Origin of the sequence: Alkalibacillus almallahensis (assembly GCF_011761495.1) — a bacterium.
GTDB classification, from domain to species: Bacteria; Bacillota; Bacilli; order Bacillales; family Alkalibacillaceae; genus Alkalibacillus; species Alkalibacillus almallahensis.
On the sequence record NZ_JAASRU010000011.1, the window covers coordinates 43,564 to 68,565 of the forward strand.

At 37.5% G+C, this 25,002-nt stretch carries 28 protein-coding genes and 1 other RNA gene; 6 read left to right on the top strand and 23 right to left on the bottom strand.

The genetic code is table 11. The annotated features are described in order from the left end of the window. Window positions 1-4: 4 nt before the first annotated feature. From holB to FHR85_RS10365, 5 genes are all read right to left on the bottom strand, one after another. Complete coding sequence (gene holB / locus FHR85_RS10345; protein ID WP_167262920.1) at window positions 5-997, bottom strand: DNA polymerase III subunit delta'; 993 nt, start codon at window positions 995-997, stop codon at window positions 5-7. A 19-nt stretch (window positions 998-1,016) separates the two neighbouring features. Beyond that, complete coding sequence (locus tag FHR85_RS10350) at window positions 1,017-1,457, bottom strand: YaaR family protein (protein WP_167262922.1); 441 nt, start codon at window positions 1,455-1,457, stop codon at window positions 1,017-1,019. Between the two features lie 16 nt (window positions 1,458-1,473). Further along, entirely contained in the window at window positions 1,474-1,803 is a 330-nt protein-coding gene (locus tag FHR85_RS10355; RefSeq protein WP_167262924.1) for a cyclic-di-AMP receptor, read from the bottom strand. A 77-nt stretch (window positions 1,804-1,880) separates the two neighbouring features. Next, window positions 1,881-2,522, bottom strand: a complete 642-nt coding sequence (gene tmk / locus FHR85_RS10360) for a dTMP kinase (RefSeq protein ID WP_167262926.1) — start codon at window positions 2,520-2,522, stop codon at window positions 1,881-1,883. A gap of 12 nt (window positions 2,523-2,534) precedes the next feature. Further along, a complete protein-coding gene (locus FHR85_RS10365) occupies window positions 2,535-3,968 on the bottom strand; it encodes an aminotransferase class I/II-fold pyridoxal phosphate-dependent enzyme (RefSeq protein ID WP_167262928.1) in 1,434 nt (477 codons plus the stop codon). Window positions 3,969-4,144: 176 nt separating this feature from the next. On the opposite strand from FHR85_RS10365, the gene murB reads away from it, so the two are divergent. Next, window positions 4,145-5,065: a UDP-N-acetylmuramate dehydrogenase gene (murB, locus tag FHR85_RS10370; protein WP_167262930.1), complete on the top strand. Its 921-nt coding sequence runs from the start codon at window positions 4,145-4,147 to the stop codon at window positions 5,063-5,065. A 425-nt stretch (window positions 5,066-5,490) separates the two neighbouring features. On the opposite strand, the gene FHR85_RS10375 is transcribed toward murB, so the two are convergent. From FHR85_RS10375 to tadA, 7 genes are all read right to left on the bottom strand, one after another. Further along, the gene (locus FHR85_RS10375; RefSeq protein ID WP_167262932.1) at window positions 5,491-5,682 is read right to left on the bottom strand and encodes a sigma factor G inhibitor Gin; all 192 of its coding nucleotides are present in this window, start codon (window positions 5,680-5,682) and stop codon (window positions 5,491-5,493) included. A gap of 389 nt (window positions 5,683-6,071) precedes the next feature. Continuing rightward, window positions 6,072-6,335 carry a pro-sigmaK processing inhibitor BofA family protein gene (locus FHR85_RS10380; protein ID WP_167262934.1) on the bottom strand — a complete coding sequence of 88 codons (264 nt, stop codon included), beginning with the start codon at window positions 6,333-6,335 and terminating at the stop codon, window positions 6,072-6,074. A gap of 69 nt (window positions 6,336-6,404) precedes the next feature. Further along, the gene (gene recR, locus FHR85_RS10385) at window positions 6,405-7,001 is read right to left on the bottom strand and encodes a recombination mediator RecR (RefSeq protein ID WP_167262936.1); all 597 of its coding nucleotides are present in this window, start codon (window positions 6,999-7,001) and stop codon (window positions 6,405-6,407) included. A gap of 16 nt (window positions 7,002-7,017) precedes the next feature. Further along, window positions 7,018-7,338, bottom strand: coding sequence for a YbaB/EbfC family nucleoid-associated protein (locus FHR85_RS10390; protein ID WP_167262938.1), 321 nt, complete (start codon window positions 7,336-7,338; stop codon window positions 7,018-7,020). Window positions 7,339-7,350: 12 nt separating this feature from the next. After that, a complete protein-coding gene (gene dnaX, locus FHR85_RS10395) occupies window positions 7,351-9,081 on the bottom strand; it encodes a DNA polymerase III subunit gamma/tau (protein ID WP_167262940.1) in 1,731 nt (576 codons plus the stop codon). Between the two features lie 145 nt (window positions 9,082-9,226). Then, an RNA gene (ffs, locus tag FHR85_RS10400) (signal recognition particle sRNA large type) lies at window positions 9,227-9,494 on the bottom strand. Window positions 9,495-9,598: 104 nt separating this feature from the next. Next, entirely contained in the window at window positions 9,599-10,060 is a 462-nt protein-coding gene (gene tadA / locus FHR85_RS10405; RefSeq protein WP_167262942.1) for a tRNA adenosine(34) deaminase TadA, read from the bottom strand. A gap of 94 nt (window positions 10,061-10,154) precedes the next feature. Here tadA and FHR85_RS10410 point away from each other — a divergent pair, with 94 nt between their 5' ends. Continuing rightward, window positions 10,155-11,438, top strand: coding sequence for a glycoside hydrolase family 18 protein (locus FHR85_RS10410; RefSeq protein WP_167262944.1), 1,284 nt, complete (start codon window positions 10,155-10,157; stop codon window positions 11,436-11,438). On the opposite strand, the gene FHR85_RS10415 is transcribed toward FHR85_RS10410, so the two are convergent. From FHR85_RS10415 to FHR85_RS10450, 8 genes are all read right to left on the bottom strand, one after another. Next, window positions 11,430-12,182, bottom strand: coding sequence for a DUF3891 family protein (locus FHR85_RS10415; protein WP_167262946.1), 753 nt, complete (start codon window positions 12,180-12,182; stop codon window positions 11,430-11,432). The two genes, FHR85_RS10410 and FHR85_RS10415, sit on opposite strands and share 9 nt — an antisense overlap. 49 nt (window positions 12,183-12,231) lie before the next feature. After that, window positions 12,232-12,741: a type 1 glutamine amidotransferase domain-containing protein gene (locus FHR85_RS10420; protein WP_167262948.1), complete on the bottom strand. Its 510-nt coding sequence runs from the start codon at window positions 12,739-12,741 to the stop codon at window positions 12,232-12,234. Window positions 12,742-12,822: 81 nt separating this feature from the next. Next, window positions 12,823-14,136: a lysine N(6)-hydroxylase/L-ornithine N(5)-oxygenase family protein gene (locus FHR85_RS10425; protein ID WP_167262950.1), complete on the bottom strand. Its 1,314-nt coding sequence runs from the start codon at window positions 14,134-14,136 to the stop codon at window positions 12,823-12,825. A 136-nt stretch (window positions 14,137-14,272) separates the two neighbouring features. Continuing rightward, window positions 14,273-15,994 (bottom strand): acetate--CoA ligase, encoded by a 1,722-nt coding sequence (gene acsA / locus FHR85_RS10430; protein WP_208379662.1) that lies wholly within the window; start codon window positions 15,992-15,994, stop codon window positions 14,273-14,275. 191 nt (window positions 15,995-16,185) lie between these two features. Continuing rightward, window positions 16,186-16,674, bottom strand: coding sequence for a hypothetical protein (locus FHR85_RS10435; RefSeq protein ID WP_167262954.1), 489 nt, complete (start codon window positions 16,672-16,674; stop codon window positions 16,186-16,188). Between the two features lie 179 nt (window positions 16,675-16,853). Beyond that, window positions 16,854-17,315, bottom strand: coding sequence for a hypothetical protein (locus FHR85_RS10440; protein ID WP_167262956.1), 462 nt, complete (start codon window positions 17,313-17,315; stop codon window positions 16,854-16,856). Between the two features lie 163 nt (window positions 17,316-17,478). After that, window positions 17,479-17,691: a hypothetical protein gene (locus FHR85_RS10445; protein ID WP_167262958.1), complete on the bottom strand. Its 213-nt coding sequence runs from the start codon at window positions 17,689-17,691 to the stop codon at window positions 17,479-17,481. Between the two features lie 25 nt (window positions 17,692-17,716). Further along, window positions 17,717-18,283, bottom strand: a complete 567-nt coding sequence (locus FHR85_RS10450) for a sigma factor-like helix-turn-helix DNA-binding protein (RefSeq protein WP_167262960.1) — start codon at window positions 18,281-18,283, stop codon at window positions 17,717-17,719. 176 nt (window positions 18,284-18,459) lie between these two features. Between FHR85_RS10450 and FHR85_RS10455 the strand changes: the two genes are divergently transcribed. Next, window positions 18,460-18,609 carry a YvrJ family protein gene (locus tag FHR85_RS10455; RefSeq protein ID WP_167262962.1) on the top strand — a complete coding sequence of 50 codons (150 nt, stop codon included), beginning with the start codon at window positions 18,460-18,462 and terminating at the stop codon, window positions 18,607-18,609. Window positions 18,610-18,939: 330 nt separating this feature from the next. Next, window positions 18,940-20,649, top strand: coding sequence for a peptidoglycan recognition protein family protein (locus FHR85_RS14510; protein WP_167262963.1), 1,710 nt, complete (start codon window positions 18,940-18,942; stop codon window positions 20,647-20,649). 238 nt (window positions 20,650-20,887) lie between these two features. Here the strand turns inward: FHR85_RS14510 and FHR85_RS10465 are convergent, their stop codons facing one another. Beyond that, the gene (locus FHR85_RS10465; RefSeq protein ID WP_167262965.1) at window positions 20,888-21,418 is read right to left on the bottom strand and encodes a hypothetical protein; all 531 of its coding nucleotides are present in this window, start codon (window positions 21,416-21,418) and stop codon (window positions 20,888-20,890) included. Window positions 21,419-21,655: 237 nt separating this feature from the next. On the opposite strand from FHR85_RS10465, the gene FHR85_RS10470 reads away from it, so the two are divergent. Then, on the top strand, window positions 21,656-22,234 hold the full coding sequence (locus FHR85_RS10470) for a hypothetical protein (protein WP_167262967.1): 579 nt from the start codon (window positions 21,656-21,658) through the stop codon (window positions 22,232-22,234). Between the two features lie 488 nt (window positions 22,235-22,722). Further along, entirely contained in the window at window positions 22,723-23,271 is a 549-nt protein-coding gene (locus FHR85_RS10475) for a hypothetical protein (protein WP_167262969.1), read from the top strand. Between the two features lie 412 nt (window positions 23,272-23,683). Here FHR85_RS10475 and FHR85_RS10480 read toward each other — a convergent pair whose 3' ends face one another. Together FHR85_RS10480 and FHR85_RS10485 are read right to left on the bottom strand one after the other, a co-directional pair. Beyond that, window positions 23,684-24,037 (bottom strand): hypothetical protein, encoded by a 354-nt coding sequence (locus FHR85_RS10480; RefSeq protein WP_167262971.1) that lies wholly within the window; start codon window positions 24,035-24,037, stop codon window positions 23,684-23,686. 394 nt (window positions 24,038-24,431) lie between these two features. After that, window positions 24,432-24,995, bottom strand: coding sequence for a hypothetical protein (locus tag FHR85_RS10485; protein WP_167262973.1), 564 nt, complete (start codon window positions 24,993-24,995; stop codon window positions 24,432-24,434). Window positions 24,996-25,002: the final 7 nt, after the last annotated feature.

Below are 25,002 nucleotides of genomic sequence, written 5' to 3' on the forward strand. Positions count from 1 at the left end.
TTTATCACCTCTGCAATTGAAGGACTAAATGTTCCATTGCAAGTGTATTGTGAACATTGTAGGCTAACCTACGTTTCGTTTGAAGCAATTCATATACACACGCTTTGGCTTCATGTAATGTCATCGTATATTGAAATTGCTTTAATCGGTCATTTTGATCAATTAAAACGATACGATCTTGTCGATCTAAATGGTATGAAATAATATCTTGATACCATAATGTTAGTAAATCTATTCCTAGCTCGTGCTGGTGGCGTTCCTGGAAATGTTGTAGCCACACTTGATGGAGGAACAGATATCCTTCTTCTTTAGGATTCATGACTTTATCTATTAATTGTATCACTATTTTTCGTGCTTCGGCAAACCAACTATCCTCTTCATAAGTCATAGCTTCGTTTAAATCAAAATTAAGGGCTGCATAAATTTGTGCCGTAGACTCAGGTATACCTTGTTCGATAAATTGCTGTGTTAAGTCATTTTGATTCAAAGCATGGAATTGTATACGTTGGCAACGTGACAAAATCGTATTCAGCACAGAACCCACATTCTCAGTCATTAAAATCGCTACCGTCTGCTGGCTAGGTTCTTCTAAGAATTTCAATAAGCGATTAGCCGCATTGGTTGTCATTTTGTCAGCTTCTGATAAGATATAAACTTTTTGATTGGATTCTAAGCCTGTGTATGTAAATTCTTTTTGCAGAAATTCGATTTGTTCTTTTTTAATCGATTGTCCTTCTGGTTCTAGCCAATGGACATCAGGGTGATTGCCTGATTTAATTCGCTTACATGACCGACATTCCCCACAAGGTTCACTCGATTCTTCTACAGCTTCTTCACAAAACGACCGCATCGCAAATAAAAGACTGGCGTTTTGTTTGCCAGTCCCTTTTGGCCCATGGAATAAATAAGCGTGTGCCATTCTATTTTTAACAATACTGTTTTGTAGCATACGGGTTGCAACAGGTTGTAATTCTTGTAACTGTGCCCACGTTTCCATTAACGTCATCCTGTTCTATTTAAGCATATAAATTCATAAGAAGTCCTTTGATTTCACCAATATCATCTAATACATCAATGGAGCTTTTCTCTTGATCTAACACATCATCCGTCAGTTTAACCAATTTTTCATCGACTTGTTTCACAATTGATAACGTCTGGTTTCCGCCATTTAAGTCCCATTTCCGCGACTGTTCAAGCTCCAAACCATAATTAGTCGCTTCCTGAATAAATTGACGAACCATTTGTTTGTATTTGCCTAGGTCAGGGAAGGAGCGAAATTTCGCCACTTTTTCACCTTGCTTGGTTAAATCACCTAGCAAGCGGTTAAGCTCAGATTCCTTCATTTTCTGAGCTTCTTGTCCGACCACGCTTTGGAATGACGATTTCATATTCATTTGTTTGGGTTGTTTTTGCTGCGTGGCCTCTAATTGCGCACGCATTTCTTGAGTTACTTTCACAATCAGTCACTCCTGCTTAAAATTGATGGAAGGCGTCAACAGGTAATACAAAGACGGTTGCCCCACCTACTTCGACCTTGACTGGCTTCGGAATATAAGAGTCTGCATTGCCTCCCATTGGTGAAATGGGAGCTACCATTTGGTCACGGTGACTACAATTATCTTCAATGATTTCTAACGCGTGATCAACATGGTCTTCGTGAACACCAATCATCAATGTCGTGTTACCTTCCTTTAAAAAACCGCCACTCGATGATAACTTAGTTGATTGATAATCATTGTCTGCCAACGCATCTGCCAAGCGGTTAGCATCCTTATCTTGTACAATCGCAAGGATTAGTTTCATCCTTATCCTCCTCTTAACTGACTCTATACTTATTACTATTATAACAAGTTTTTTGACAATTTAGCACTCATAAAGCATTATTTTTGAAATCGATGATCTAAATATTGATTAACTGTCGCTTCACACGCTTGTTGTACCGCTTCAATCGGTTGATGAGCATCGATACTCTGAATGCGATCAGAAAAACGTTCTTTTAATAGATCATAGGCTTCTTTTACTTTTTGGTGGAAATCAAGCTTCTCTAAATCAAGACGATTTTTCTCACGTTGATCATTATCTTGTATCCGATCTAAGCCGATTTGAGGATCGAGATCAAATAAAATCGTTAAATCTGGCATACAATCCTCAATCGCAAATTTATTAATATCATACACATCGTCAATTCCTAAACCGCGAGCATGTCCTTGATAAGCCAAACTACTATCGACAAAACGGTCACATAAAACAACTTTACCATCTTCTAATGCAGGGATAACCTTTTCAATTAAATGTTGACGGCGCGCAGCTGCATACAATAGCGCTTCTGTTCGCGCATCCATCGCTGTATGGCCAGGGTCTAAGATCACTTGGCGAATCTTCTCAGCAATATCAATGCCACCTGGCTCTCGCGTCATTAATACGTGATACCCTTTATGCTCAAGTTGATCCGCAATATATTGAATCACTGTTGATTTACCAGCGCCTTCTCCACCTTCAAATGTAATAAATAATCCGCTCACAACACTCTTCCTTTACTCTATAGAATAAACCTTAATCTGTGTATGACTAGATGAACCTGCCGTTTGAATATGGACAGATTCAGCTTTTGCTTGTTCAATCATCTCTACCGCTTCAGACGTAATGATTTCCCCTTCTACGATGACAGGAATTCCTGGCGGGTAAGGGGTGATCGACTCAGCAGCAATCCGACCAATCGCTTCCTGAAAATTGATAAATACTTGGCTGAATTGCCTCAAATCTTTATAAGAATACGGTAGACGCACAATACCACTTTGAAATGAGATATTAGTTTCTATTCTATCATGGTTTGGCTTAAATGGAATGCCTTTCAAACAATCCGTCATGGTTCTTATTCGCTCTTCCCACGATTCATCGTCTAAATTTAAGCCATGAATCAATAATAGCTGTTGTTCACTGACTAATTCAGCATCAATCCCATTCTCATGCAACCACATTAACACATCGTGTAAATTATAACGATCCGACGTTATAATCGTTTTTAATGGATCATCAACACCTTTACGAACCGCTGACACTTGAAAACCATCGAGCTGATCAATCATCTTATTAAACTTTTCAATCCAGTCTAGCGTCTTCTTCACGTCTTCCTTATGTAGATTCGCAACTGTATAACGAGCTAAATCTAAGCTCATCATAATTAAATAAGACGGACTACTTGATTGAAACACTTGTAAATAATATTTTAAAAGGTTAGCTGACACATAAGCTGACTGCAAATGTAAGAATGACCCCATCGTAAGGGCTGGCAGTGTCTTATGGGCTGACTGAACCACAACATCTGCACCACAATCAACCGCAGATTTCGGAAAGGCATCACTCACTTTAAAATGAGCCCCATGAGCTTCATCTATTAAAACAGGAATCTGACGAGCGTGTGCTTCCTTTACAATTGATTTTAAATCATACGTGGCACCGAAATAATCAGGATACGTTAACACAACCGCTTTAATACTTGGGTAGCTACTTATAGCCTCAGCCATTACCTCAGCACGCAGTGAACTAAATCGGCCCGTTGCTTGATCAAAATCTGGCGTCACAAATATCGGCCTCGCACCTACTAGATGAAGTGCGTGCATAATCGATTTATGACTGTTGCGCTGAACTAATACGTGATCACCCGCTTCACAAGTCGCCATAATCATCGCCAAATTACCAGCCGTTGTCCCATTCACCAAGAAATACGTCTCATCCACACCATAATAATGTGCCGCTAATTGTTGTGCCTGAGCAATAGCTCCACTCGGTTCATGTAAATCATCTAAACCAGGCAATTCCGTTACATCATAAGCTAAAAACGGACGCCAATCAGCAAACTCATCCGGAAATAACTGCCCATTTTTATGCCCCGGGACATGATAGGAGTGCGGTGAATTACTTATATGCTCTTTTAAAGAGTCAACAAGCGGTTTCTGGCTTTGATCCAATTTAATCACCTAATCTTCATTCGTTGATAACCCTATTTTACACGAAAAAAGTCTCAAAACACATTGCATCAAACGGTAAATATTCATTTCGTGTTATAATAAGAATAATATAAACTGACGCGTCTATAACAAACCATTCATACGCGTAAAATCAAAGCGTTGAGGTGATGAACTGCATGGCAACTAATGCATCGATCGAACAACAATTACAACAAATACTTGATGATGACCATATCATGATTAACGAACCCTTAAGAAACCATACGTATACAAAACTTGGCGGCGCAGCTGACTACTTCGTCACGCCTTCCTCCTACGAAGCCGTTCAAGAAGTGGTGAAATTGGCTAACCGTGAACAACTCCCATTCACCCTTCTCGGTAATGGATCGAATTTAATCGTCAAAGACGGTGGCATTCGCGGGATTATCTTAAGCCTGAAAGAATTAAAAGACATTACAGTCGAAGGAAATGAAATGATTGCACAAAGTGGCGCTCGAATCATAGATGTTTCCTACCGTGCGTTAGACGAACAACTAACAGGATTAGAGTTCGCCTGCGGGATCCCCGGCACAGTAGGAGGAGCATTGTTCATGAATGCTGGCGCATATGGAGGCGAAATCAAAGACGTCTTAAAAGAAGCCGTTGTGGTGGACCCTGATGGCAACTTACTGACCCTTTCAGCTGATGCCTTTGACCTACAATATCGCCACAGCAACATCCCTGAAAAAGGCTATATCGTCTTAGAAGCCTTATTCGTCTTAAAACCAGGCCAATACGATAACATCAAAGCCACCGTGGATGATTTAACGTATAAACGTGAATCCAAACAACCTTTAGAATATCCATCTTGCGGCAGTGTCTTCAAGCGCCCACCTGGTTACTTTGCAGGTAAACTCATTCAAGACAGTCATTTACAAGGTAAAGGCGTCGGCGGTGCTGAAGTGTCCACTAAACATGCTGGATTTATCGTGAACAAGAATAACGCAACAGCGACGGATTACATTCAATCTATTGAACTTGTGCAAAATACAGTCAAGGAAACCTTTGGCGTTGACCTTGAACGAGAAGTTCGGATTATTGGAGAAGATCCTGAATAAACGCTCTAAATTTAAAAGCTTTGTTAAAGTCCGTTGTTGATATCGTGATCCACTTTCGGTGTATAGTTTAGTTTCGCTGTATGTGTTGGGAGTTTCGCTGTATCAAGCGATGGTTTCGCTGTATGTAAGCATGTTTTCGCTGTATAATGGAGAGATTTCGCTGTATAGAGCACCAATTGCGCTGTATCATGCGCCTTTTTCGCTGTATCACTGTATCACAGCGGGATCTCGAGACACGCGCTATACCATCGACGACCCAGAAGACTAATGTCGACACCAACGCTACTCACAATTCAACAACTCAATACTTTGTTATTTAAAAATAAACACTAAACTATAACAAAGCCAATTTAAAAGACGCAACGACTGTTAAATTTAAAGTCGTTGCGTCTTTTAAATTATTCTATAAAAAATAGGAGAGGAGATTACATCAACATCTGATTTGTTAACGGACGAGATTTCATTTTCTCAACGTAATATTGATACTGCTCTTCTTCAGGATTCGTTTGAACTATTGCACGCTCGCATGACTGACAAATAAAATTCGTTAAAACATAGATTCCTTGCGCTTTCCATTGATCACACACTTGGCAGTAGTGAAAGGTCATTTGATTCATCGGTTCCACCTCCACTACCTATCATCCCCAGCTTAATAGATTCTTATACATGTTCTATGAAACTTTTTATAAAACAGGACTGTTAAAGTATAGTGTTGATTTTCGATTGATGTAGCACTTAATTGTTGATTTGTGAGGAGCGAAGGTGGCGACTCCTGTGGGAACAGCACGTGTCTCGAGACCCCCAGAGGCCCACAGGATGTGGGTCACTTCGGCGTTTGTGATTGACGTCCGGAACTTAGCCGAAGTTCCTTTAGCTTCCGAGGAGGCTCGAGCCGTGCCCGCGGAAAGCGTCCACCGAAAGCGGATCGCAATTCAACAACGGACTTTAGCAAAGCTATAAAATTAAAAGCGAATGCAATACTGCACTCGCTTTACCTTCAACAACTCTATAAGATTAACAGATGGATGGCCACTAATGCTCCTACACCCATCACGCCTAAGAATCCTGCAACAACAGATGTAAATAAATTAATCGGAATATGTAAACCAAACATTGCACCAAACACATTAGCAATGAAAATAAACAATGCCCCTATCACTATTTTAAATACACCTTTAGATAACCAATGCATCATACTAACAGGCACACCAAACAGCAACAATAAAATAATTAAAGCTAAAAGTGCTAATACCACGACAATTGGATCCATACTAGAACTCCTTTCGCTTGTCCTAGTAGAATCATATGCGCGTATTAGCACGATTAGAACTTCATTCAATTATAAATCGCGACGTCCCTCTAGTGCTTTCGATAACGTCACCTCATCAGCGTATTCTAAATCGCCTCCGACAGGTAATCCATGTGCAATTCGGGATAGACGAATGCCTGATGGTTTCACGAGACGTGAGATATACATCGCTGTCGCTTCCCCTTCCACATTCGGATTCGTCGCCAAGATTAGTTCTTCTACCTGCTCATCTTTAAGTCGCTCAATCAACGTCGATACGTTTATATCTTCTGGTCCAATTCCTTCCATTGGTGAAATCGTTCCGTGTAATACGTGGTACTTGCCTTGGAAATCTTTCATCTTTTCCATCGCAATGACATCTTTTGGATCTTGCACCACACATATGACTGTTCCATCACGCGATTCATCACTACAAATACTACATGGATCTTGATCCGTTATATGACCACATGTACTACAATGCGTTAGCTCACGTTTGGCGTTGACGAGTGATTTTGCAAAATCTAATACATCGTCTTCTTCCATTTCTAACACAAAAAATGCCAGGCGAGCGGCAGTTTTTGGACCTATACCTGGCAGTTTTGTGAAACTATCAATTAGCTTCGTAATTGGTTCTGGATAATACATTTATTAGCATGGCCTCCTAAAACATTCCCGGCATATTCATACCTTTCGTAAATTCACCCATCTTTTCGTTTGTTGTGTCATCTACTTGTTTCAACACATCATTCGTTGCTGCAATAATTAAATCTTGTAGCATATCAACATCATCTGGGTCGACGACTTCTTCATTAATTTCAACGTCGGTAATTTCTTTTTTACCACTAGCGACAACCTTGACCATTCCGCCACCAGCAGTCGCTTCAAAGGACATCTCATGTAATTCTTCTTGCGCCTTCATCATCTTCTTCTGCATTTTCTGCATTTGTTTCATCATATTATTCATATAATCCATCCCTTTCAATCAAATATTTTATTAAGAATCTTTCACTTCCACAAAATCATCCCCGAATAACTGTTGAGCTTCGGTAATGACTTGTTCCTCTTCAGCTGGGTTACTTTCTTCCTCATGTTCGGTTGATTCGTTTGGTGCAACTGTTTCTGTTTCATCATCTGATTGTTGATTTAAGAAATCCTCTCGAATCGGCTGCCAATCATCTTTTGGAATTGGAATCATCGTCAGCCTTTTACCAATATATTCACTTAAAGCTGTTTCAATCATTTCTTGGTTTTCTTCAATGAGCTTACAATGAATTTCATATTCAAATGCTATAATAAGTGATTGTGGTGAAGCAGCTTTAGGCTCACTATTCACTAGTTTAGCATGGGCAGGTGGACTTGTCTTTTTTAACTGCTCCATAAAAGATGCCCAATTATGACGAACCGATTGAATATCGTCTTTTGTAGCGTTCGATAGCGTTTGGCGCACTTTTTCATATGGGACTTTATATTGCTTCTGACGGTTGGTTTGTTGGCGCTTAGGTGCTTCTTGTGGCGCCTGTGATTGATTAGCCTGCGGGACACCCTGTTCTTTTAGTGTCTTCAGTTCCTTCTCTAAGTTCGCAATCTGTTGTAACAGTTCTGGTGATGCGGCAGATCCCTGTTGTTCTTCAGCTTCACTAGGTAGTTCGCGAATATTTAATAGCGCCACTTCAACTAAAATTTTCGGGCTATTGGTCCATTTCATATCTTGTTGCGTTTGGTTTAAGACTGAAATTGCTTCTTCTAACCAATAACCTGTCAGTTGTTGACGCACTTGATGAAATTGCTCATTCGGAATCGCGCGAACAAGCGCTTCTTCCATGCCATCTGCACTGTTGTACATTAACAAATCACGTAAGAAGTTGATAAAATCAAAAACGAACTGACTCGGATCTTTCCCTTCTTGAATCATTTGGTCGAGTAGCGTTAAAGCTTGCTTCCCATCTTGCTGAATGAGCGATTCAATCATTGCCAGTAACTGTTCTTGGGCAATCGAGCCGGTTACTGCTAACACGTCTTCCATATGAATATGGCCATCTTCACTATAGGCGATCGCTTGATCAAGTATACTTAACGCATCACGCATACCACCCTCAGCGGTTAGACCAACATGAACAATCGCATGATCATCGTACGGAATATCACTATCATCGAGGATTAATTTTAAGCGATCAACAATAGCTTGTTGAGAAATTCGTTTAAAATCAAAGCGCTGGCAACGCGATATAATCGTCAATGGAATCTTATGTGGTTCAGTCGTTGCCAAGATAAACATCACATGCTCAGGTGGCTCTTCTAAAGTTTTGAGTAAAGCATTGAATGCACCTGTCGATAACATATGCACTTCATCAATAATATACACTTTATAAGTCAAAGCACTAGGCGCGTACTTCACCTTATCTCGAATCTCACGAATATCATCTACACCGTTATTAGAAGCGGCGTCTATTTCTATAATATCTGAAATCGAACCGTCTTGAATGCCACGACATGCATCACATTCACCACATGGCTCCTCGACAGGGGCGTAATTACAATTAATTGCTTTAGCAAATATTTTCGCCGCACTTGTTTTCCCTGTCCCGCGTGGTCCTGTAAATAAATAAGCATGGGCGACTTTAGACTGTAGAATCGCATTTTGTAGCGTTCTAGTAATATGCGATTGACCGACAACATCCGTGAATTGTTGTGGTCGCCACACTCGATACAATGCTTGATAGGCCATGGACGTAATCTCCTTTAGTTTCTCTTCTTCCATTATAACCGATTCGATTCAGACATTTCAAAACGTAATACAATTGTTTCGTAAACGCTGTAATATCTTAAAAAAACTCACCCGCTTAACAGGTGAGTTGTCATCATTATGTACGCCGTGCACCCATCTTCGATAAAGTAACTCATAAGCGTTACGTCAGATTCTAGCTCGGTCCAGGTTGCCCTGCGACACACAAGAGGGGCCGCTTACTGCTGCTTCCTTCCGGACCTGACAGGGTTCACGGGTTCTCGTTGCACAGGACCCAGACGTCAACACTGTGCACTGACGTCAGACCTTAAAGCTACTTTACCTCAGACGGGAATTCAGTCCCACTATAGCGGATTGTGGGTTACAGGGCACCGCTACCTCCCCACCTAGCACGGCAAGTGTTCATTTAATTATAGAGCGCCTTTTCAAAAGCGCATATACTAGTATATTACGTTTAATCCGAATTTGCAATAACAAAGAAATCCAATTCGTTAACAAATTATGTCGACTTTTTTTGTTTCCTTAAACGACGGAAAAAATCAGTTAATAACGACGCACATTCTGCTTCCTTCACACCTGATGTAACAGTCGCACGGTGATTAAACCGATCATCGTCTAATAAATTCATAAGCGTACCAGCGCACCCTGCCTTAGGATCTGTAGCACCATATACAACATGAGGAATACGTGATTGAACAATCGCGCCTGCACACATCGGACAGGGCTCTAACGTGACATAGAGTGTACAATCTTCTAAACGCCAACTCCCGATTTGCTGGTTAGCCGCTTCAATCGCGATCATTTCCGCATGCGCTACACTTAATTGCGACGTCTCTCGTTGATTATATCCAATAGCGATCACTTGATCTTCATATACAATCGCAGCGCCAATTGGCACTTCTCCTATAGCTTCTGCTTGCTTCGCTTGTTCGATCGCTTCATCCATAAATGTTTCATGCATCTATATCACCTAAACCCATTATAACATGGCATGGATGCATATTAACGATTGACCTCTCATAAATTCATAAAGAATAAGTGAGAGGAGTGCGTTTATGTTAATTCATGTCGTCGAACGAGGTGATTCCTTATATTCAATCGCCAATCGTTATCAAGCATCAGCAGATGAATTGATTATGATTAATCAATTAGAAACACCAAATGATTTAGTCGTCGGGCAAACACTCGTCATCCTTAATGATGAGTATACAGTGCAAGCTGGTGACAGTTTTTATTCTATTGGTCAAAAACTGAATATCCCGTTTGAAGAATTAGCTGAGTATAATGATTTGAATTACAATGAACCCTTAATGATCGGGCAAGTCTTATCTATTCCTCAGCCATCCAAAACCACTATATCAACTAATGCCTATGTCGAACCGTTCGGGGATACAGTGAGCGATCAACTGATTGAATCTGCAATGAATCGTACACCTTTATTAACGTACTTAGGATTATTTAGTTATGAAGTAAATGATGACGGTACATTAACACCACCACCAATTGAACCATTACCTGAGATTGCTAGCGAGAATCAGACTGCACTTATGATGGTCATCACCAATTTACGCGATGGTTCCTTCGATCAGGAACTTGGCCGTAGAATATTAACGAATCAGCAAGTACAAGATGAATTATTTAACCAAATCATCGCAACAGCAAACGAAGTTGGGTATCAAGATATTCATTTCGACTTTGAGTTTTTACCTACAGATATGCGAGAGGCTTATAATCAATTTCTCCAAACCGCAAAAGACCGTTTATCACCAGAAGGTTTGATGATTTCTACCGCTCTTGCACCGAAAACAAGCGCTGAACAAACAGGTGCGTGGTATGAAGCACATGATTATGCTGCCCACGGTGACATTGTCGATTTCGTTGTGCTCATGACGTATGAATGGGGTTATAGTGGTGGTCCAGCAATGGCCGTATCGCCGATTGGTCCCGTCACCGATGTGGTCGAATACGCTTTAACTGAAATTCCTGCCGATAAGATTATGCTTGGTCAAAATACTTATGGCTATGACTGGACATTGCCTTATGAAGAAGGCGGCGACCCTGCTCAAGCCATTAGTCCCAATCAAGGCATTCAACTGGCAAACGAGTACAATCAAGCGATCGAATTCGATGAGGAAGCGCAAGCACCCTACTTCTATTATTGGGATGAAGATGGCAACCAACACGAAGTCTGGTTTGAAGACGCTAGAAGTATTCAAGCTAAATTCGACCTTATTAAAGAAAAAGGGTTGCGAGGGATTAGTTACTGGAAACTCGGCTTAGCTTTTCCTCAGAACTGGGCATTGCTTGATCACGAATTTAATATTCGAAAATTAAACTAAATAGACATGGCGTTCATCAAATTCCGTTAAGTCAAACGCTTGCTGAAGACCGCGACTGTTAATTAATTCTTTATCCACTTCTTTAACTGGAATTGTCAGGTGAAATGGCTCCTTAAATGGGTTAGGCGAAACAGCAATTCGTTGTTCGTCTAACCATTTTGCTTGTATAGGCTCGTCCAAGCCTTGAAAGTGTTGTCTGAACCCATCTTTGAACATTTTAACCTCTTCATGTTTGGGTGTTCCTGGTTCATTTAAGCACATATAAAGCGACAAATCATCGCAGAATTGCAGTAACTTAAAATGAAAGTTTTGTTCAGATTGCCCGGGTAATGATTGTTGCTTAATAGATTGTTGTCGATTTATTTCCCGGGTAATAAATTCGGAAATGATCGGATCATCAGATTGTTGGTCAAAAAATGACGCATAATGCCAACTGCATAATAGAGCTGCATATGCCGACTGTTTATGAACCTGGTCGACTCCCCATGAATAATGCTCGACTTTCGGTTTGACGGGATAATCCATAAATGAATGCGGCTGACCTTTATCATCGTTCCAAATAGGTTCTGCATCTAGAGGAATCCAAGCATAGTCATGATGAGACACGGCATATTCCACTTGATCGCGCCACTTTTCTCCTTCGAAAATGTTAGATAACCATTGCTTCGCTATTTCGCCGCTTACAAGCGCATGATCATGTTGGCGAATCATGATAAATGAATCTTCTCGTTCTGTTATAATCAAACGAACTCACCACCTTCTATGAACAAGTTATGAGCTAGATGAATCTAGCTCATAACTGTTTTAAGGATTCACGATTAAAATCTGGAATATCATCAGGGTTTCGACTCGTTACAAGGTTATGACAGACGACAACGGGCTGGTCATGATAAATAGCACCTGCATTTTCTAAATCGACGACAATAGAATCATAACCTGTGACATGACGGTCTTTTAAAGTTTTAGCTGTGATCAATAATTGTGGTCCATGGCAAATCGCAAATACGGGTTTATTTTGTTCCATAAAATCACGAGCGAACTGAACAAATCGGTCATCTGCGCGCAATTGATCAGACGAAAAGCCTCCAGGGATAAACAACGCGTCAAATTCATCTGGACTGAGATCATCGATACCATAATCAACTGCTACTTCCACTTCCCCGCGCTTTCCTTTTACCACTTGGCCACTCAGTTTTCCAATCGTTTCTACTGAATGTCCCGCTTCACGAAACGCATAGGCTGGGTCTGTGTACTCTCGGTCTTCGAAGTCATTCGTCATGAGACACGCAATCCGTTTAAACATAGCGAACCCCTCCTTGACCTCATCGTTTTTGTTATTAACACTATTCCCGTTACCTATAAAATCAAACGACTTCACCCAGTCCTATTCATAGCGAAATTGTTGGAAAATCGCATGATCCTGCGCTTTATAAACCTGTTTTCCAACGATATCATTAATAATTTCCATATTCCGTTGAACAGCAAGCCCTAAATTCGTCGCCGCTGTCCCATGAGAATGATCAATATTCGTCACCACATAAAACTGATGATCACGTTCATCGTTGAATTGCAGGCGATACTCACGCGTCAAATCATACATCCACTTATCTTTATTCTCCCATTTAACTCTGTCTTCAAAGCGGTCCGTAAACCATTTAGGAATATCAGGCTTATACCCTGTCGCTAACACTATTTTTTCAGTGTCATACTCAAACGATTGTTCTTCCTGCCACTGCTGACAGACCAATTCATATGAACCGTCTTTCTGCTTAATGTCATTGACTTCCGTTAACGGTTGAATCGTTACTTGTGGGTCTGTTTCACCAATCGAGAAATTATATAATAAATGGTAAATATGATCCAACGTCTTCACATCCACCCCGTTACGCAACGGATCTAACGTCTCCAATGTCCGCATACGTTTATCAAACTCTAATTGATGGAAATAATCCACATACTTCGGAGAGAAAAACTCCTGTCCAATACTAGCTGCTTCAAGCTGGAAAATCCCTTTACTGCGCGTAAACCACGTAATATGAAAAGAATAATTTTTCCGCTCTTGTAATAAATCATAAAAGACTTCTGCTGCACTTTGGCCTGAACCGACCACCGTCACATGGTCAGACTTTAACAATTCATCTTTATGTTCTAAATATTGACTCGTATGCAACACATCTTCTTCGGGCAAATCTTCCGCTGCATTTAACACAAGCGGTTTTGAGCCCGTTGCCATCACGACATGCTTTGTATAATAATGTGACGTCTCACCTTGCTCGACGTCTTCTACAACTACTTCATAATGGGGTTCAGAATCATTTTGATGATCAATCACATCTACCACGCGATGACCATAATAAAGGCCATTAATCTGAGCTGCTGCCCATTGTAAATAATCATTATATTCTTGACGCGGAATTTCTAAACGATGATAAAAGAAAAATTTATATAGTCGTTCATGGTCATGCAAATAATTTAAAAACGAATACCGACTCGTTGGATCTGCGAATGTCACCAGATCGGCTAAAAACGATACTTGTAAATCCATCCCATCAATTAGCATGCCTGGATGCCAATTCATTTTCGGCGTTTCATCGAAAAAGATTCTGTCGACGTCATCCAAATCTTCAGTTAATGCGGCTAAACCTAAATTAAAAGGTCCAATACCAACACCAATAAATGTATAGAGTTTATCATCCATTAAGATCACCTTTTTCTATTGTGTAGTCTGTACTTATTTAAGTTTCCTATTTTGTGGGAATCTAAACTTGTTTCATAAGAAAAAGCACAGCACTCGGAATAATGTTCGAGTACTGTGCTGTTAATAAAATCATTAATTATTCTTCCAACGTCGACGTATCGCCTTCTGGTAGGCCTAGTTCACGCGATTTAAGGAGTCTACGCATAATCTTACCACTACGTGTTTTCGGAATGGCGTCCGTTACTTGAATTTCACGTGGGGCTGCATGAGCCGCAAACCCTTTCTTCACGAACTGACGGATTTCTTCTAATAAGTCTTCAGATTCTTCGTAACCCTCATTAAGCGCAACAAACGCTTTAATGATCTCACCACGTTCAGGGTCAGGTTTACCGATGACACCCGCCTCAGCGACAGCTTCATGTTCGATTAACTTACTTTCGACTTCAAATGGACCGACACGTTCACCTGATGTATTAATGACATCATCTAAACGTCCTTGGAACCAGAAGTAGCCATCTTCATCTTGGTAAGCACTATCACCAGACACGTACCAACCGTTTAAGAAATAACTTTCGAATTTCTCAGGACGTTTCCAAATCGCACGCATCTGAGCTGGCCAACCCGCTTTAATCGCTAAGTTACCCATTTGGTTCGGAGGCAATTCTTCACCTTGGTCATCTACAATCGCTGCGGTTACACCTGGAATCGGTTTACCCATCGAACCAGGACGAATATCCATCGTTGGATAGTTACAGATTAATTGCGCGCCTGTTTCGGTCATCCACCACGTATCGTGAATCCGTAAATTAAAGGCTTTTTTGCCCCAATGAATGACTTCTGGATTTAACGGTTCACCGACACTTAAAATATGACGCACACTGTCTAATTTAAAGTCATCTACAATCTCTTTACCTGAGCTCATTAACTTACGGAATGCCGTTGGCGCAGAATACCATACGGAAATTTGATAATCATCTAATGTTCCGTACCATGCCTCTGGACTAAAACGACCACCAACCACGACGTTCGTTACCCCGTTTAACCACGGCGCAAAGATACCATAGCTCGTGCCAGTTACCCAACCTGGGTCAGCAGTGCACCAATACACATCATCCTCTTGTAAATCGAGCACCCATTTACCCGTTTGATAATGTTGGATCATCGCATTATGAACATGATAAACCCCTTTTGGTTTACCTGTTGAACCTGATGTATAATGAATCACCATACCGTCTTCTAAATCAACCCATTCAAGATCGAATGATTCACTCGCTTGTGCCATTTCTTTATGATAATCGATATAACCATCTGGAATGTCACTTGAGTCACCGACTAAGACGACTTTCTTTAAGTCAGGCAATTGATCTTCAGGCACACGTGATAATAATTCAGGCGTCGTAATGAGCATAACCGCTTCACTATCTTCCAAACGGTCTTGTACCGCCTGTTCCATAAATGCTTCAAACAACGGGCCAGCAATCGCACCGACTTTCAAAACACCTAAGAAGCTCGCGTAAAATTCAGGCGATCTCGGCATGAATAAAAACACGCGATCACCTTTCTCAATGCCTTGATCTTTTAACACATTCGCAAACTGATTACTTTGTTTTTTCAACTGATCAAATGTTAAGGATTCCTTGCGGTCAGGTGAGACGTATTGTAACGCGACCTGATCTTTTTTATCGGGATTTTCAGCATGACGATCGACTGCTTCATATGCGATATTCACTTTACCTGTCTCATGCCAAGTGAAGTTCTCTTTCGCTTCATCCCAGCTGAAGTTTTGGTATGTTTCTTCATAATTGTTTAAGTTGTGTTGTTTGTTACTACCTTTTAAAACGTTTTCACTCATGACCATCACCTCATTCGAATTGTTGTCAAACTTATTTAATTGTTTAAAAATTCTGTACTCATATTGTATATGAAATCGCTTCACATTAAAAGTGATGAACTTAAAATCGCCTAATTTTTGCATGAGGACTATTATAGGTGATCATAATGATTTAACTGATGACGTTTCTTCTTTTCGCTTACATGTCACGCATTGATTTACTCTTCTATTTCTAATTCTTCATCCCAATCAAAACTTGAGTTATTTAAGTAAGTGTATAAGTTGTTTTCGTCAATAACTTCATAAGAACCATGAATGAAAGGTTCACTTATTAATATTTTATTTTCATATATAGAAATATATGTGGAAGGCTGAGAGTTTGAATGGTGCAAAACAATTCGGTAATGATCTTTATTTGATAGATTATAGTGATTACTTTCTTTTAATTCTATATCAGAAAAGTTCTCAGATATTTCATGGATTTTTTTCTGATCAGTTAAATTTTTTGCATGCAGCATTTCTGAATCTAAACTTCTGTGCTCGATTCTCACCATATCTATTTCTTCATCATGATTATATTCATCCTTAACAGTATTAAACTCATTTTCAAAAGTAGTGTATTTCATATAATCATTTACAAAATAGACCGTTAAACCAATAACAATTATAGTACTGACTAACAATAAAATTTTCTTCTTATCTCTCATATAATCATCCTAAACTTTAGTTTAATTATAAGCATTGTAATACCTAACGGAAGGAACTATAATTATTATATGAAATAAATTCGGTAATTTATTTCATACTTCCATAAAAAATGACTGTCGAGACAAGACTCTCGACAGTCATAAAATCAAATACTTATGCTTGATTATCTGGAATTATATTATGATGTGTAACTAACCCAACTACCATTTGACTGTTGTACTTGTTGAATAATATAAGCAGATGTTGGGTCATGAACATTCCCAGACATATAAGTGTGGTCTGGTGTCGAAGCATTACTCCAATAATCTAATTTCACAAACTGAAATTCTACATTAATATAGTTACCATTTCTCAACAAATCACCTAAACGTTCAAAGGCAATAGCACCTCCTCTGACATATGATGCAATTGCATCAGAATTCTGATTATCTGCAATACTTACCATCTCATAAGCAACTGTAGATATTGTACCAACGGTTCTACCAAACAGTGTGCTCAACGATGATAATAATACTCCTGCTAGATTTGAAGAAACGGTACTTTGTCCTGCACCATACTGTAGTTCATCGTGAAACGCCATATGAGATTGTTCAGCATCTTGTACCTGTTTAAGATTCATAACTTTTGTAACTAATGCCATTAATAATCACTCCTTAAACTTTTTTGATGCGCATCTACTATATAAAGAGCGATTTACTACTTATAAAACAACCAAATGATAATTAAATTTTCCAACAGACTACAAGGCAGGTAATTTAAATTCAAAATCCATTTACCTCTTGCTTCATTGGAATTAGGAAAAATTATGTCCTTTCACTTTTATTCTTCTCAACAAATTCCCAGAAATCAATCGGTTTGATTTTCTCGCTTTTCACAGCTTCAACGACTTTCAAATTGATTTCCTGCTCCACGTCCTCTTGTTCTTGGTAGCTAGTATGATTGATACTCTTCTTAATTTTTGGTTTCATCATCTTCAGCGTTTCATGAATGATGACATTTTCATCGAAGTTCTCCATATCTTTCTCCCCTTTCTACAACTGGTTAACTCAATTTACTTTTAATTTTGTTAACAGCATCTCGCTTATGCTTAGAGATATTCTGAGAACTATCATTGAAGTATTCTGCAATCTCCTTAATTGATAACTGCCCCATGAACGTTAACTCTAAAATGCGTTTTTTCTTGTTAGACAGCTCATTGATCGCATTTATGAGTCTCTCATCGGAGAATATGTCTGTTATAGTTCCGTGCAAATCATAATCGTCATATTCTGCATGAAATAAATCAATAATAGCTGCATCATCACCTTTTGACACTGGTTTATCAAGAATTAAGACATGGCGATCTTGGTGCTTTTTTAGCTTTTGATCATAGTCATTGGTATACCTTCTAGATAATACTGATATATAACTAACCAACCTATATGTCATATAAAACTTAATAAACTGCTGATTTAATTCTTGGTTTGCGTTTTCATCGTTGTGCTCAATCGCTTTTTTAAGCAAAAGAAAATGATCTTGATCTTGGAAAAAACTTTTTATGATCGGTTGTTCGAATAATTCAGGATTCTGATTAACAAATTCATCTACATAATAATAAGCCTCGTACATGTCCATTCCTCCTTAATTTCAAAAGAGAAATAATCATCAAGTAATCAACTTTTTTTATCAAAAAATCGAACATATGTTCTATTATATGATTAAGTACTTTTGTTTTCAAATAATATTTCATAATTAGTAAACTTTTGTTTTAAGCTTTCTCTTTATATTAAAAAGGGGGCTATAAGATGGATGTTAATTTATTATATGACTTAATAGGAAACTTTGGTTTTCCTATTGCGATCACGATTTATTTATTAATTAGACTAGAAAAAAAGATCACAGAGCTAACATCTGCAATCACAAAGTTAAGAGAAAATGTTAAATCTAAACTTTAACTAATAAAAAAGAAGCCTAAGTAATGATAAAAGTTTGTTGTGTTTAATCTTCAAAAGTGAATAACTTTAAACAATATAATAGACAGCAAAAATAATTTTGGACTGACTTAAATTATTAACACAATTTAAAACACTTCAGTATCTACTTGGGTCGCCATCTTCCACCATTGATTATTAATGTATTTCTAAAGCAATTTAAGATAAGAGGTTGTTTTTAATTACTTAAATACACTTTAAATACTATGAGAACAAAAAGGAGGGCAATCAATTGAAAGTAGGAAGTAACAATTCAAATTACCGAATTTTAATTTTAAAAAGGAGTTGTTTTAATTGACTATTACAAAAGATACAGTGCTAAAAAGTGGTGATTCAGGTGAAGATGTAATTTTGTTACAACAGGCCTTAGTTAACAATAACTTTTATCCAAATATTGATGCGGATAATAACGGTGTGGACGGAATTTACGGACCTAGCACAGAAGATGCGGTTCGCAGGTTTCAAATCGTTCATGAATTAACAGTAGACGGCATTGCGGGGCCTTCAACACTTTCCTCCCTTGGACTAATTGATGGAAATTCTGGAGAGATCTCCGAAAGTACTGTTTTGAGTCCAGGAAATTCTGGAGAGTCCGTTAGAGTATTACAACAAGCCTTAGTAGATAATAATTTCTATCCAAATATTGATGCTGAGAACAACGGCGTTGATGGAATTTACGGTCCCAACACAGAAGATGCAGTTCGACGCTATCAAATTATGAATGGATTAACAGTAGACGGCATTGCAGGATCGGAAACACTTACTTCCCTTGGGTTGGAAGCTCGTACCTCTCCTGAAGAGGAGGACGACACAGGAAGTGTTGATTTTATCGGCGGTGATTTAGGTGATATCTCCATTTCTCAGGTCTTTATCCCTACTTTAAATTATAATCGACCTGGTTATTCTATGTTTCCTCGATATATTACGATTCATGAAACAGCCAATACTGCTCCTGGAGCTACTGCTTTTATGCATTCCAATTATGTTCAAAATCCTAGCACTCTTTCATCTTGGCATTTCACTGTAGATGACAGCCGAGTGATTTATCAACACTTGCCTACAAATGAATCAGGCTTTCATGCTGGGGATGGATCCGGGGACGGAAACAGGAATAGTATCGGCATTGAATTATGCGTAAATAACGGAGGAGATTTTGTACAAACAAGAAGGAATGCAGCTGTGTTAGTTCGTAAATTAATGCGTGATTATAACATCCCGATTTATAACGTGGTCACCCACAACCACTGGAGTGGCAAATTTTGCCCAGCGAATATGTTAGAGCATTTTGAAAGTTTTCGTACACAGGTTAAGAGATCCACTCTTCCAGAGCCCGAACCTGCGGATTATTATACAATCACTTCACCTTTTGGTGATAGTTTTGAGTTTATTGACAAAGATGCTACTACTGGAGTTAGTTACTCAACTGCTTATGACATTAGCTTTGGGCCCTTAAGTGGTCAATTAGAGGGTGAAATCATTTTGGGAGATCCAAAAAATGTCGAGTGGAGTCTTGATTTAGATGAGGATCCGGTGATAATTGAAACTGACACTTTTAAAAATGAAATAGACAATATTTTCGAAGAAATGATCCATGGCATAAAAGAGGAATTATTGCCAGGGTATGACGAAGTAACTGAAGCTCGTGCTGAATTGGATTTAGCTCTGGGAAATGATATCGATAAAGTAATAGAAGCAAGGATGAGCTCCTTTGATTTTAATTGGGGATTTTCCACCGATTTCCCTTATATTGCGGATATGGATTATTTGACACTAGAGGTACTATTTGAAGTACAAGAAGGAGTACACGCTAAAGAGAAGTTAGTTTTCAACGATATAGATTGGAAACGAAACCCAAACGGAACATTAGCTAGCGCTCTAGTTCTTCTATTAATTGCAGTTCTTTTTTCATCCTTGGTAGCAAAAGGGATTATTGGAGTAAGTGTATTAAGAGCAGTAATAAGAGAACTTAGTCGTACTCTGGGGAGAACAAATATTTTTTCTTAATATGTAAAAAGGTCTTTACGACATAATCCTTGTGAAAATAATCTATGATTCAACAGAGATAATCTTTTTAATAATGATTTCTATCAAAGTTAAGAGCCTCACTCTAGAAAACATCTGATAAGCATGATCAATTAGAGCAAATCAAAATGACCGTAGTGCTAAGTTTAGCGCTAAGGTCTTTGCATGTGGTGTAATCTTACTCCCTGTTCTATGTTTCTTTATAATTATTGCCATTATTTTAAATAATGTAAAATAAACTGTACAGTTGAGATAATACAAAATTTATAATGATCCAAATCCAGCGTTTCCTCCCTAAACCGAATGCTGCGGCTATTATTCCTAAAATGGGCATAAATCCTATTAAACCAATCCATGTGCTAACTTCGAATCCCAGGTGGTCCATGGCGAGAAGAACGCCTAATGCAACCAAAAAAGTTGCTGATATAGACTGAGCAATAATAATTGGAACTTTTCGATCCTCTTTATGAGTCCACACTTCAGCAGTATGAATATAATAATTTTCTTCATTAGGGTTTTTCTGAGCAATAATAAATGCATTAACTAATCTTAGTGGCTCTTTTCGTTTTGGAAGAGAGCCAACTAATAAACCTGATTCATCTAATATCCCATGCTCCTGGAATTGTTTTTCAAAATCTCTCATGGTTGATTCGATTTCTTTTCGGTTTTTATCTTTGTTAATTTTTTTCAGCAACTGATTAGTAGTCATTTTCAAGTACTTTAGTGTTAAATCATAGAAAAATTTTCGCAAATACTATCCCCTCCTAAGTTAATTTTAACATATCAATAAAATAGTTAATTTACTTACTCAAATTCGAAGGCACCGATTTCCATAGCCTAGAAAATCATACTTCGCAAGAAAGAACGAAACAGGAAATGTTGAGTTTACCAGGAGGGGGAGTAATTTAATTAGGAGAATTTTTATGTTTTTTATATTAAAATTAAAGAGAATCATTTAATTAAGAGATTATTTAGAGGGGGGGTAAAATTGTTTAGAAAAGAGGTACTCCCTCGTATTTACTCGTGGTTTAGTCGTTTCGTTATATATATGTTATTAAAACGCAGGTTTCTTCTTAAATCACATAAGGACTCTCGAAATCTAAAAATTAGCGAATTCATAAAAGAATTAGAAGATTATTTTAGTGAAAAAAAACATTCAAATAATTCAAATAACAAAGCAGTCGAAAATCTTAAAGTAAAATCAAAATCTTTTAGGTCCTTAGTATCTTCCTTTAATGCATATGATTTAAATAAAACAGATAAAGATGATGAGTTTTACCTTCAAGTAGCGCACAAATGGGTTGAGGGATACGAAAAAAAATTTCATAAAACCTCTTACCTGATGCTATTTTTATTTATTCTATTCGCAGGAATTGTAGTTTTCTTCAATCAGCATATGTCTACATCCCTAGTAAATCTAATTTATTTAGTTTTGATCTTTATTTTCCCTATCATTGGATTTGCATCAGCTATTTTAGGAAAAGGCTGGAGAATGTTATGTTTATGTATAACTCACTTTATTCTGTTTTTTATAGGCGTTGCTATGTACCTACTAGTCTACCTGTAAAAGAAAGAATTTAAATTTTTCATAAAAAATCAATTACAAATTTGAATAGAATATTAAATACCTCTACTTAGATAAATATAATGGATTATCTCGTCCAAAAAACAATATAGTGTTTTCCATTCAGTTAATCTTATGTATTAAATATAAGTGAAGTGAATAAATCTAATTTTGAGATGGTAATGTGGAGTGAAGCGCCTTAACATTTTTGATAAGTTTGGTCATTCCTGTTTAACAAACAAGGGCGTTATCTGAATAAGACAGAGCATTTTCCGTAAACTTCATCCTTAAAAGTAGAGAATTTAATAAAACTAAGCAGTTAAAAGTTGACCGGGATATTAATTCGGGGCCATCTTTTCTAATGTCCATTGTTTCTCCTATGAATATCTGTTATTGTTTTTTATTAATAATAGCAATTTTCATAGGAGATTTATTATCTTATAACGATTAGATTTAATAGTAAAACAAACTGAGAGGATGAGTTAAATAGAATGTTTCGAAGCCTGTATTCTAAAATTTATTTGGGGTTTGTTCGTTTTCTTACCTACCAGTTATTAAAAAGGAAAACCTTTATAAAATCACAAAAAAAATCCACTCACAATGAAGTTAATAAATTAATGAAAACGTTTGAAGAACAATTAATTGAAAAAAAGTATTTAGCACCGCATTTAACAGAAGGACCTAAACGCGTTAAATCAAAAAGCTCTATTAAATTAATGGATGCTTTTATAACCAATCGATTTGCAAAAGAAGAAGACGATTTTTACACGCAAGTTGCAAGAACTTGGGTCGAAGGTTATGAGAAAAAATTACACAAAAGTTCACTACTAATTTCATTTTTGTTCGTTATATTCTGGTTGTTTTTTATATTCTTAAATCAATATATGACTACGATAATCGAAGATATATACTATTTAATTTTATTCTTTTTACCAATTGTCGGCTTTTTTATAGCGCTTTTGGGAAGAGGATGGAGAAGTGCAGGTCTTACTATGTTAAATTTCACTTTATTATTAGTAGCTATGATTACTTATTTATAAAAACATAGTGTTTAGGTTCTGTCCCCCAAAAAATTTAAACTAACAACTCACTCCAATTTTGGGTTAATAATGTGGCAAAATATAATGACGCAATTAAATTGAATTCGGTTATGTTAAGTAATCCAGTAACCCATAGATACGAATTTGATTGAACCATTTCACAAAGCGCAGTAATTTAAGATTCTCATCAACACTCCTAAGAATAGAGTGTCTGCAACACTTTATGAATATGATAGAGCCCCGGTAAAGGAAACACGGCGATTGTGTTAGCAGAGTAGATGTTGAGCTTATGTCACGTAGAACTAAATGAAGTGTTTTGATGGAGCGTTATTTAAATAGATACCCCCGAACGATTTTTATGAAAAATAAATCGTTCGGGGGGGGGGTTACTTTTGCATTATTAGGTTTTGTCTCAACCTCTTATGACTTCAATATTAAAAATACCTAAATTGTTTTCTGTTGCAATTTGTTTTACTATTTTCTCAATATTTTCTTGTGTCACCTTCGAACTTTTTATCTTTACCGTTTTATCGTCTGATGAAAACACCTCTATTGTAGCTACTGAAGCTTTAACATCACGTTTTTGAAGCTCTAAATTGATCTCATTCACAAAATTTGAGTTTGATATTTTTTCATGTGTTTCTTTAGCATCTTGAACTTTTTCAAGGTACTCTTCTTGGTTTGAATTAGCTTCTACTTGATTATTAATCATAATACCCCCTAAAAACAGTATGCTAGCAAATAAAATAAATTTTATCTGTTTCATAACAATCCTCCTTGTCCCTGATTATTATGAACATAAATATTATTTTATTCGGGGATATGTAAAATATAGGGAAATTTGAGACAGTAAGATGTGTGCGGGGATTAGTTAATGAAATTATACAAGATAGATTAATTAACGATTGACTAGAAATCATAAAATAGCACCTTTGTTTTATTAAATTAAAAACAGAGAAGATAATAATTTCTTTTATCTTAAAATATCAGTTGGCTTTAGCCCTTCCCAAGCTGCTTTAAACTTCGATTTATGCGAAAGGATCGTGTGTTTCTTCGCTAGAACTTTATTGTAGTTAAACTTATAAGGACATTGTATATATTGCTTAGTTTTATATTTAAAGTTGTTTTGATGATTCCTTCAGATTTCAATAGCTTTATTATTATATGCCTTTTCTTTCATGTTCACTTATATAATATCTACCATTTGTTCTCTCATCTATCGTAACAACAAGATCATGGATTTCTTGTATTTCATTTTTTAAAACATCTTTATTATTAGTATGTAATGTTTCTAATCGACTTAATTCAGCTTCTAACTCTTCTATTTCGTCAGGGTCAGTTTCTTGGTTTAATTGTTCTTCAATTGAATTGATCTGGCTTTCTAATTCCTCTAAATTATTTTCTGGTAAGGATACAAAATCATCCGCCAATTTTTTCAAGTTATCTTTTTCTTCTGCAGATGCATCTAAATAATGAACCCTTCTCTCAACAGCAGTTTGAATACCATTTCCAAAAGGTAGAGCATATTCATCTTCACAATCACATAACATGGCATCCACGACAACATGTAATTCATAAGCGAATCGTTCTTCAAGCGATACATCACCACTATAAAATCTCTCAGTTATATCTTCGTGACTATCTGCCTGTGATTCAATAAATCCATAACTAACCCCAACGATCATCGCTAAAACCAAAAATGATATTGTTATAACTCTTTTCATGATTAAA

Coding starts and splice junctions, on each gene's coding strand:
- FHR85_RS10455 (WP_167262962.1), top strand. CDS start 18,460: ATGGATGTTAATTTATTATATGACTTAATAGGAAACTTTGGTTTTCCT.
- FHR85_RS10485 (WP_167262973.1), bottom strand. CDS start 24,995: ATGAAAAGAGTTATAACAATATCATTTTTGGTTTTAGCGATGATCGTT.
- holB (WP_167262920.1), bottom strand. CDS start 997: ATGGAAACGTGGGCACAGTTACAAGAATTACAACCTGTTGCAACCCGT.
- FHR85_RS10435 (WP_167262954.1), bottom strand. CDS start 16,674: ATGAGAGATAAGAAGAAAATTTTATTGTTAGTCAGTACTATAATTGTT.
- FHR85_RS10480 (WP_167262971.1), bottom strand. CDS start 24,037: ATGAAACAGATAAAATTTATTTTATTTGCTAGCATACTGTTTTTAGGG.
- murB (WP_167262930.1), top strand. CDS start 4,145: ATGGCAACTAATGCATCGATCGAACAACAATTACAACAAATACTTGAT.
- FHR85_RS10425 (WP_167262950.1), bottom strand. CDS start 14,136: ATGGATGATAAACTCTATACATTTATTGGTGTTGGTATTGGACCTTTT.
- FHR85_RS10380 (WP_167262934.1), bottom strand. CDS start 6,335: ATGGATCCAATTGTCGTGGTATTAGCACTTTTAGCTTTAATTATTTTA.
- FHR85_RS10445 (WP_167262958.1), bottom strand. CDS start 17,691: ATGGAGAACTTCGATGAAAATGTCATCATTCATGAAACGCTGAAGATG.
- FHR85_RS10410 (WP_167262944.1), top strand. CDS start 10,155: ATGTTAATTCATGTCGTCGAACGAGGTGATTCCTTATATTCAATCGCC.
- acsA (WP_208379662.1), bottom strand. CDS start 15,994: ATGGTCATGAGTGAAAACGTTTTAAAAGGTAGTAACAAACAACACAAC.
- FHR85_RS10440 (WP_167262956.1), bottom strand. CDS start 17,315: ATGGCATTAGTTACAAAAGTTATGAATCTTAAACAGGTACAAGATGCT.
- tadA (WP_167262942.1), bottom strand. CDS start 10,060: ATGCATGAAACATTTATGGATGAAGCGATCGAACAAGCGAAGCAAGCA.
- FHR85_RS10355 (WP_167262924.1), bottom strand. CDS start 1,803: ATGAAACTAATCCTTGCGATTGTACAAGATAAGGATGCTAACCGCTTG.
- recR (WP_167262936.1), bottom strand. CDS start 7,001: ATGTATTATCCAGAACCAATTACGAAGCTAATTGATAGTTTCACAAAA.
- dnaX (WP_167262940.1), bottom strand. CDS start 9,081: ATGGCCTATCAAGCATTGTATCGAGTGTGGCGACCACAACAATTCACG.
- FHR85_RS10450 (WP_167262960.1), bottom strand. CDS start 18,283: ATGTACGAGGCTTATTATTATGTAGATGAATTTGTTAATCAGAATCCT.
- FHR85_RS10475 (WP_167262969.1), top strand. CDS start 22,723: ATGTTTCGAAGCCTGTATTCTAAAATTTATTTGGGGTTTGTTCGTTTT.
- FHR85_RS10420 (WP_167262948.1), bottom strand. CDS start 12,741: ATGTTTAAACGGATTGCGTGTCTCATGACGAATGACTTCGAAGACCGA.
- FHR85_RS10375 (WP_167262932.1), bottom strand. CDS start 5,682: ATGAATCAAATGACCTTTCACTACTGCCAAGTGTGTGATCAATGGAAA.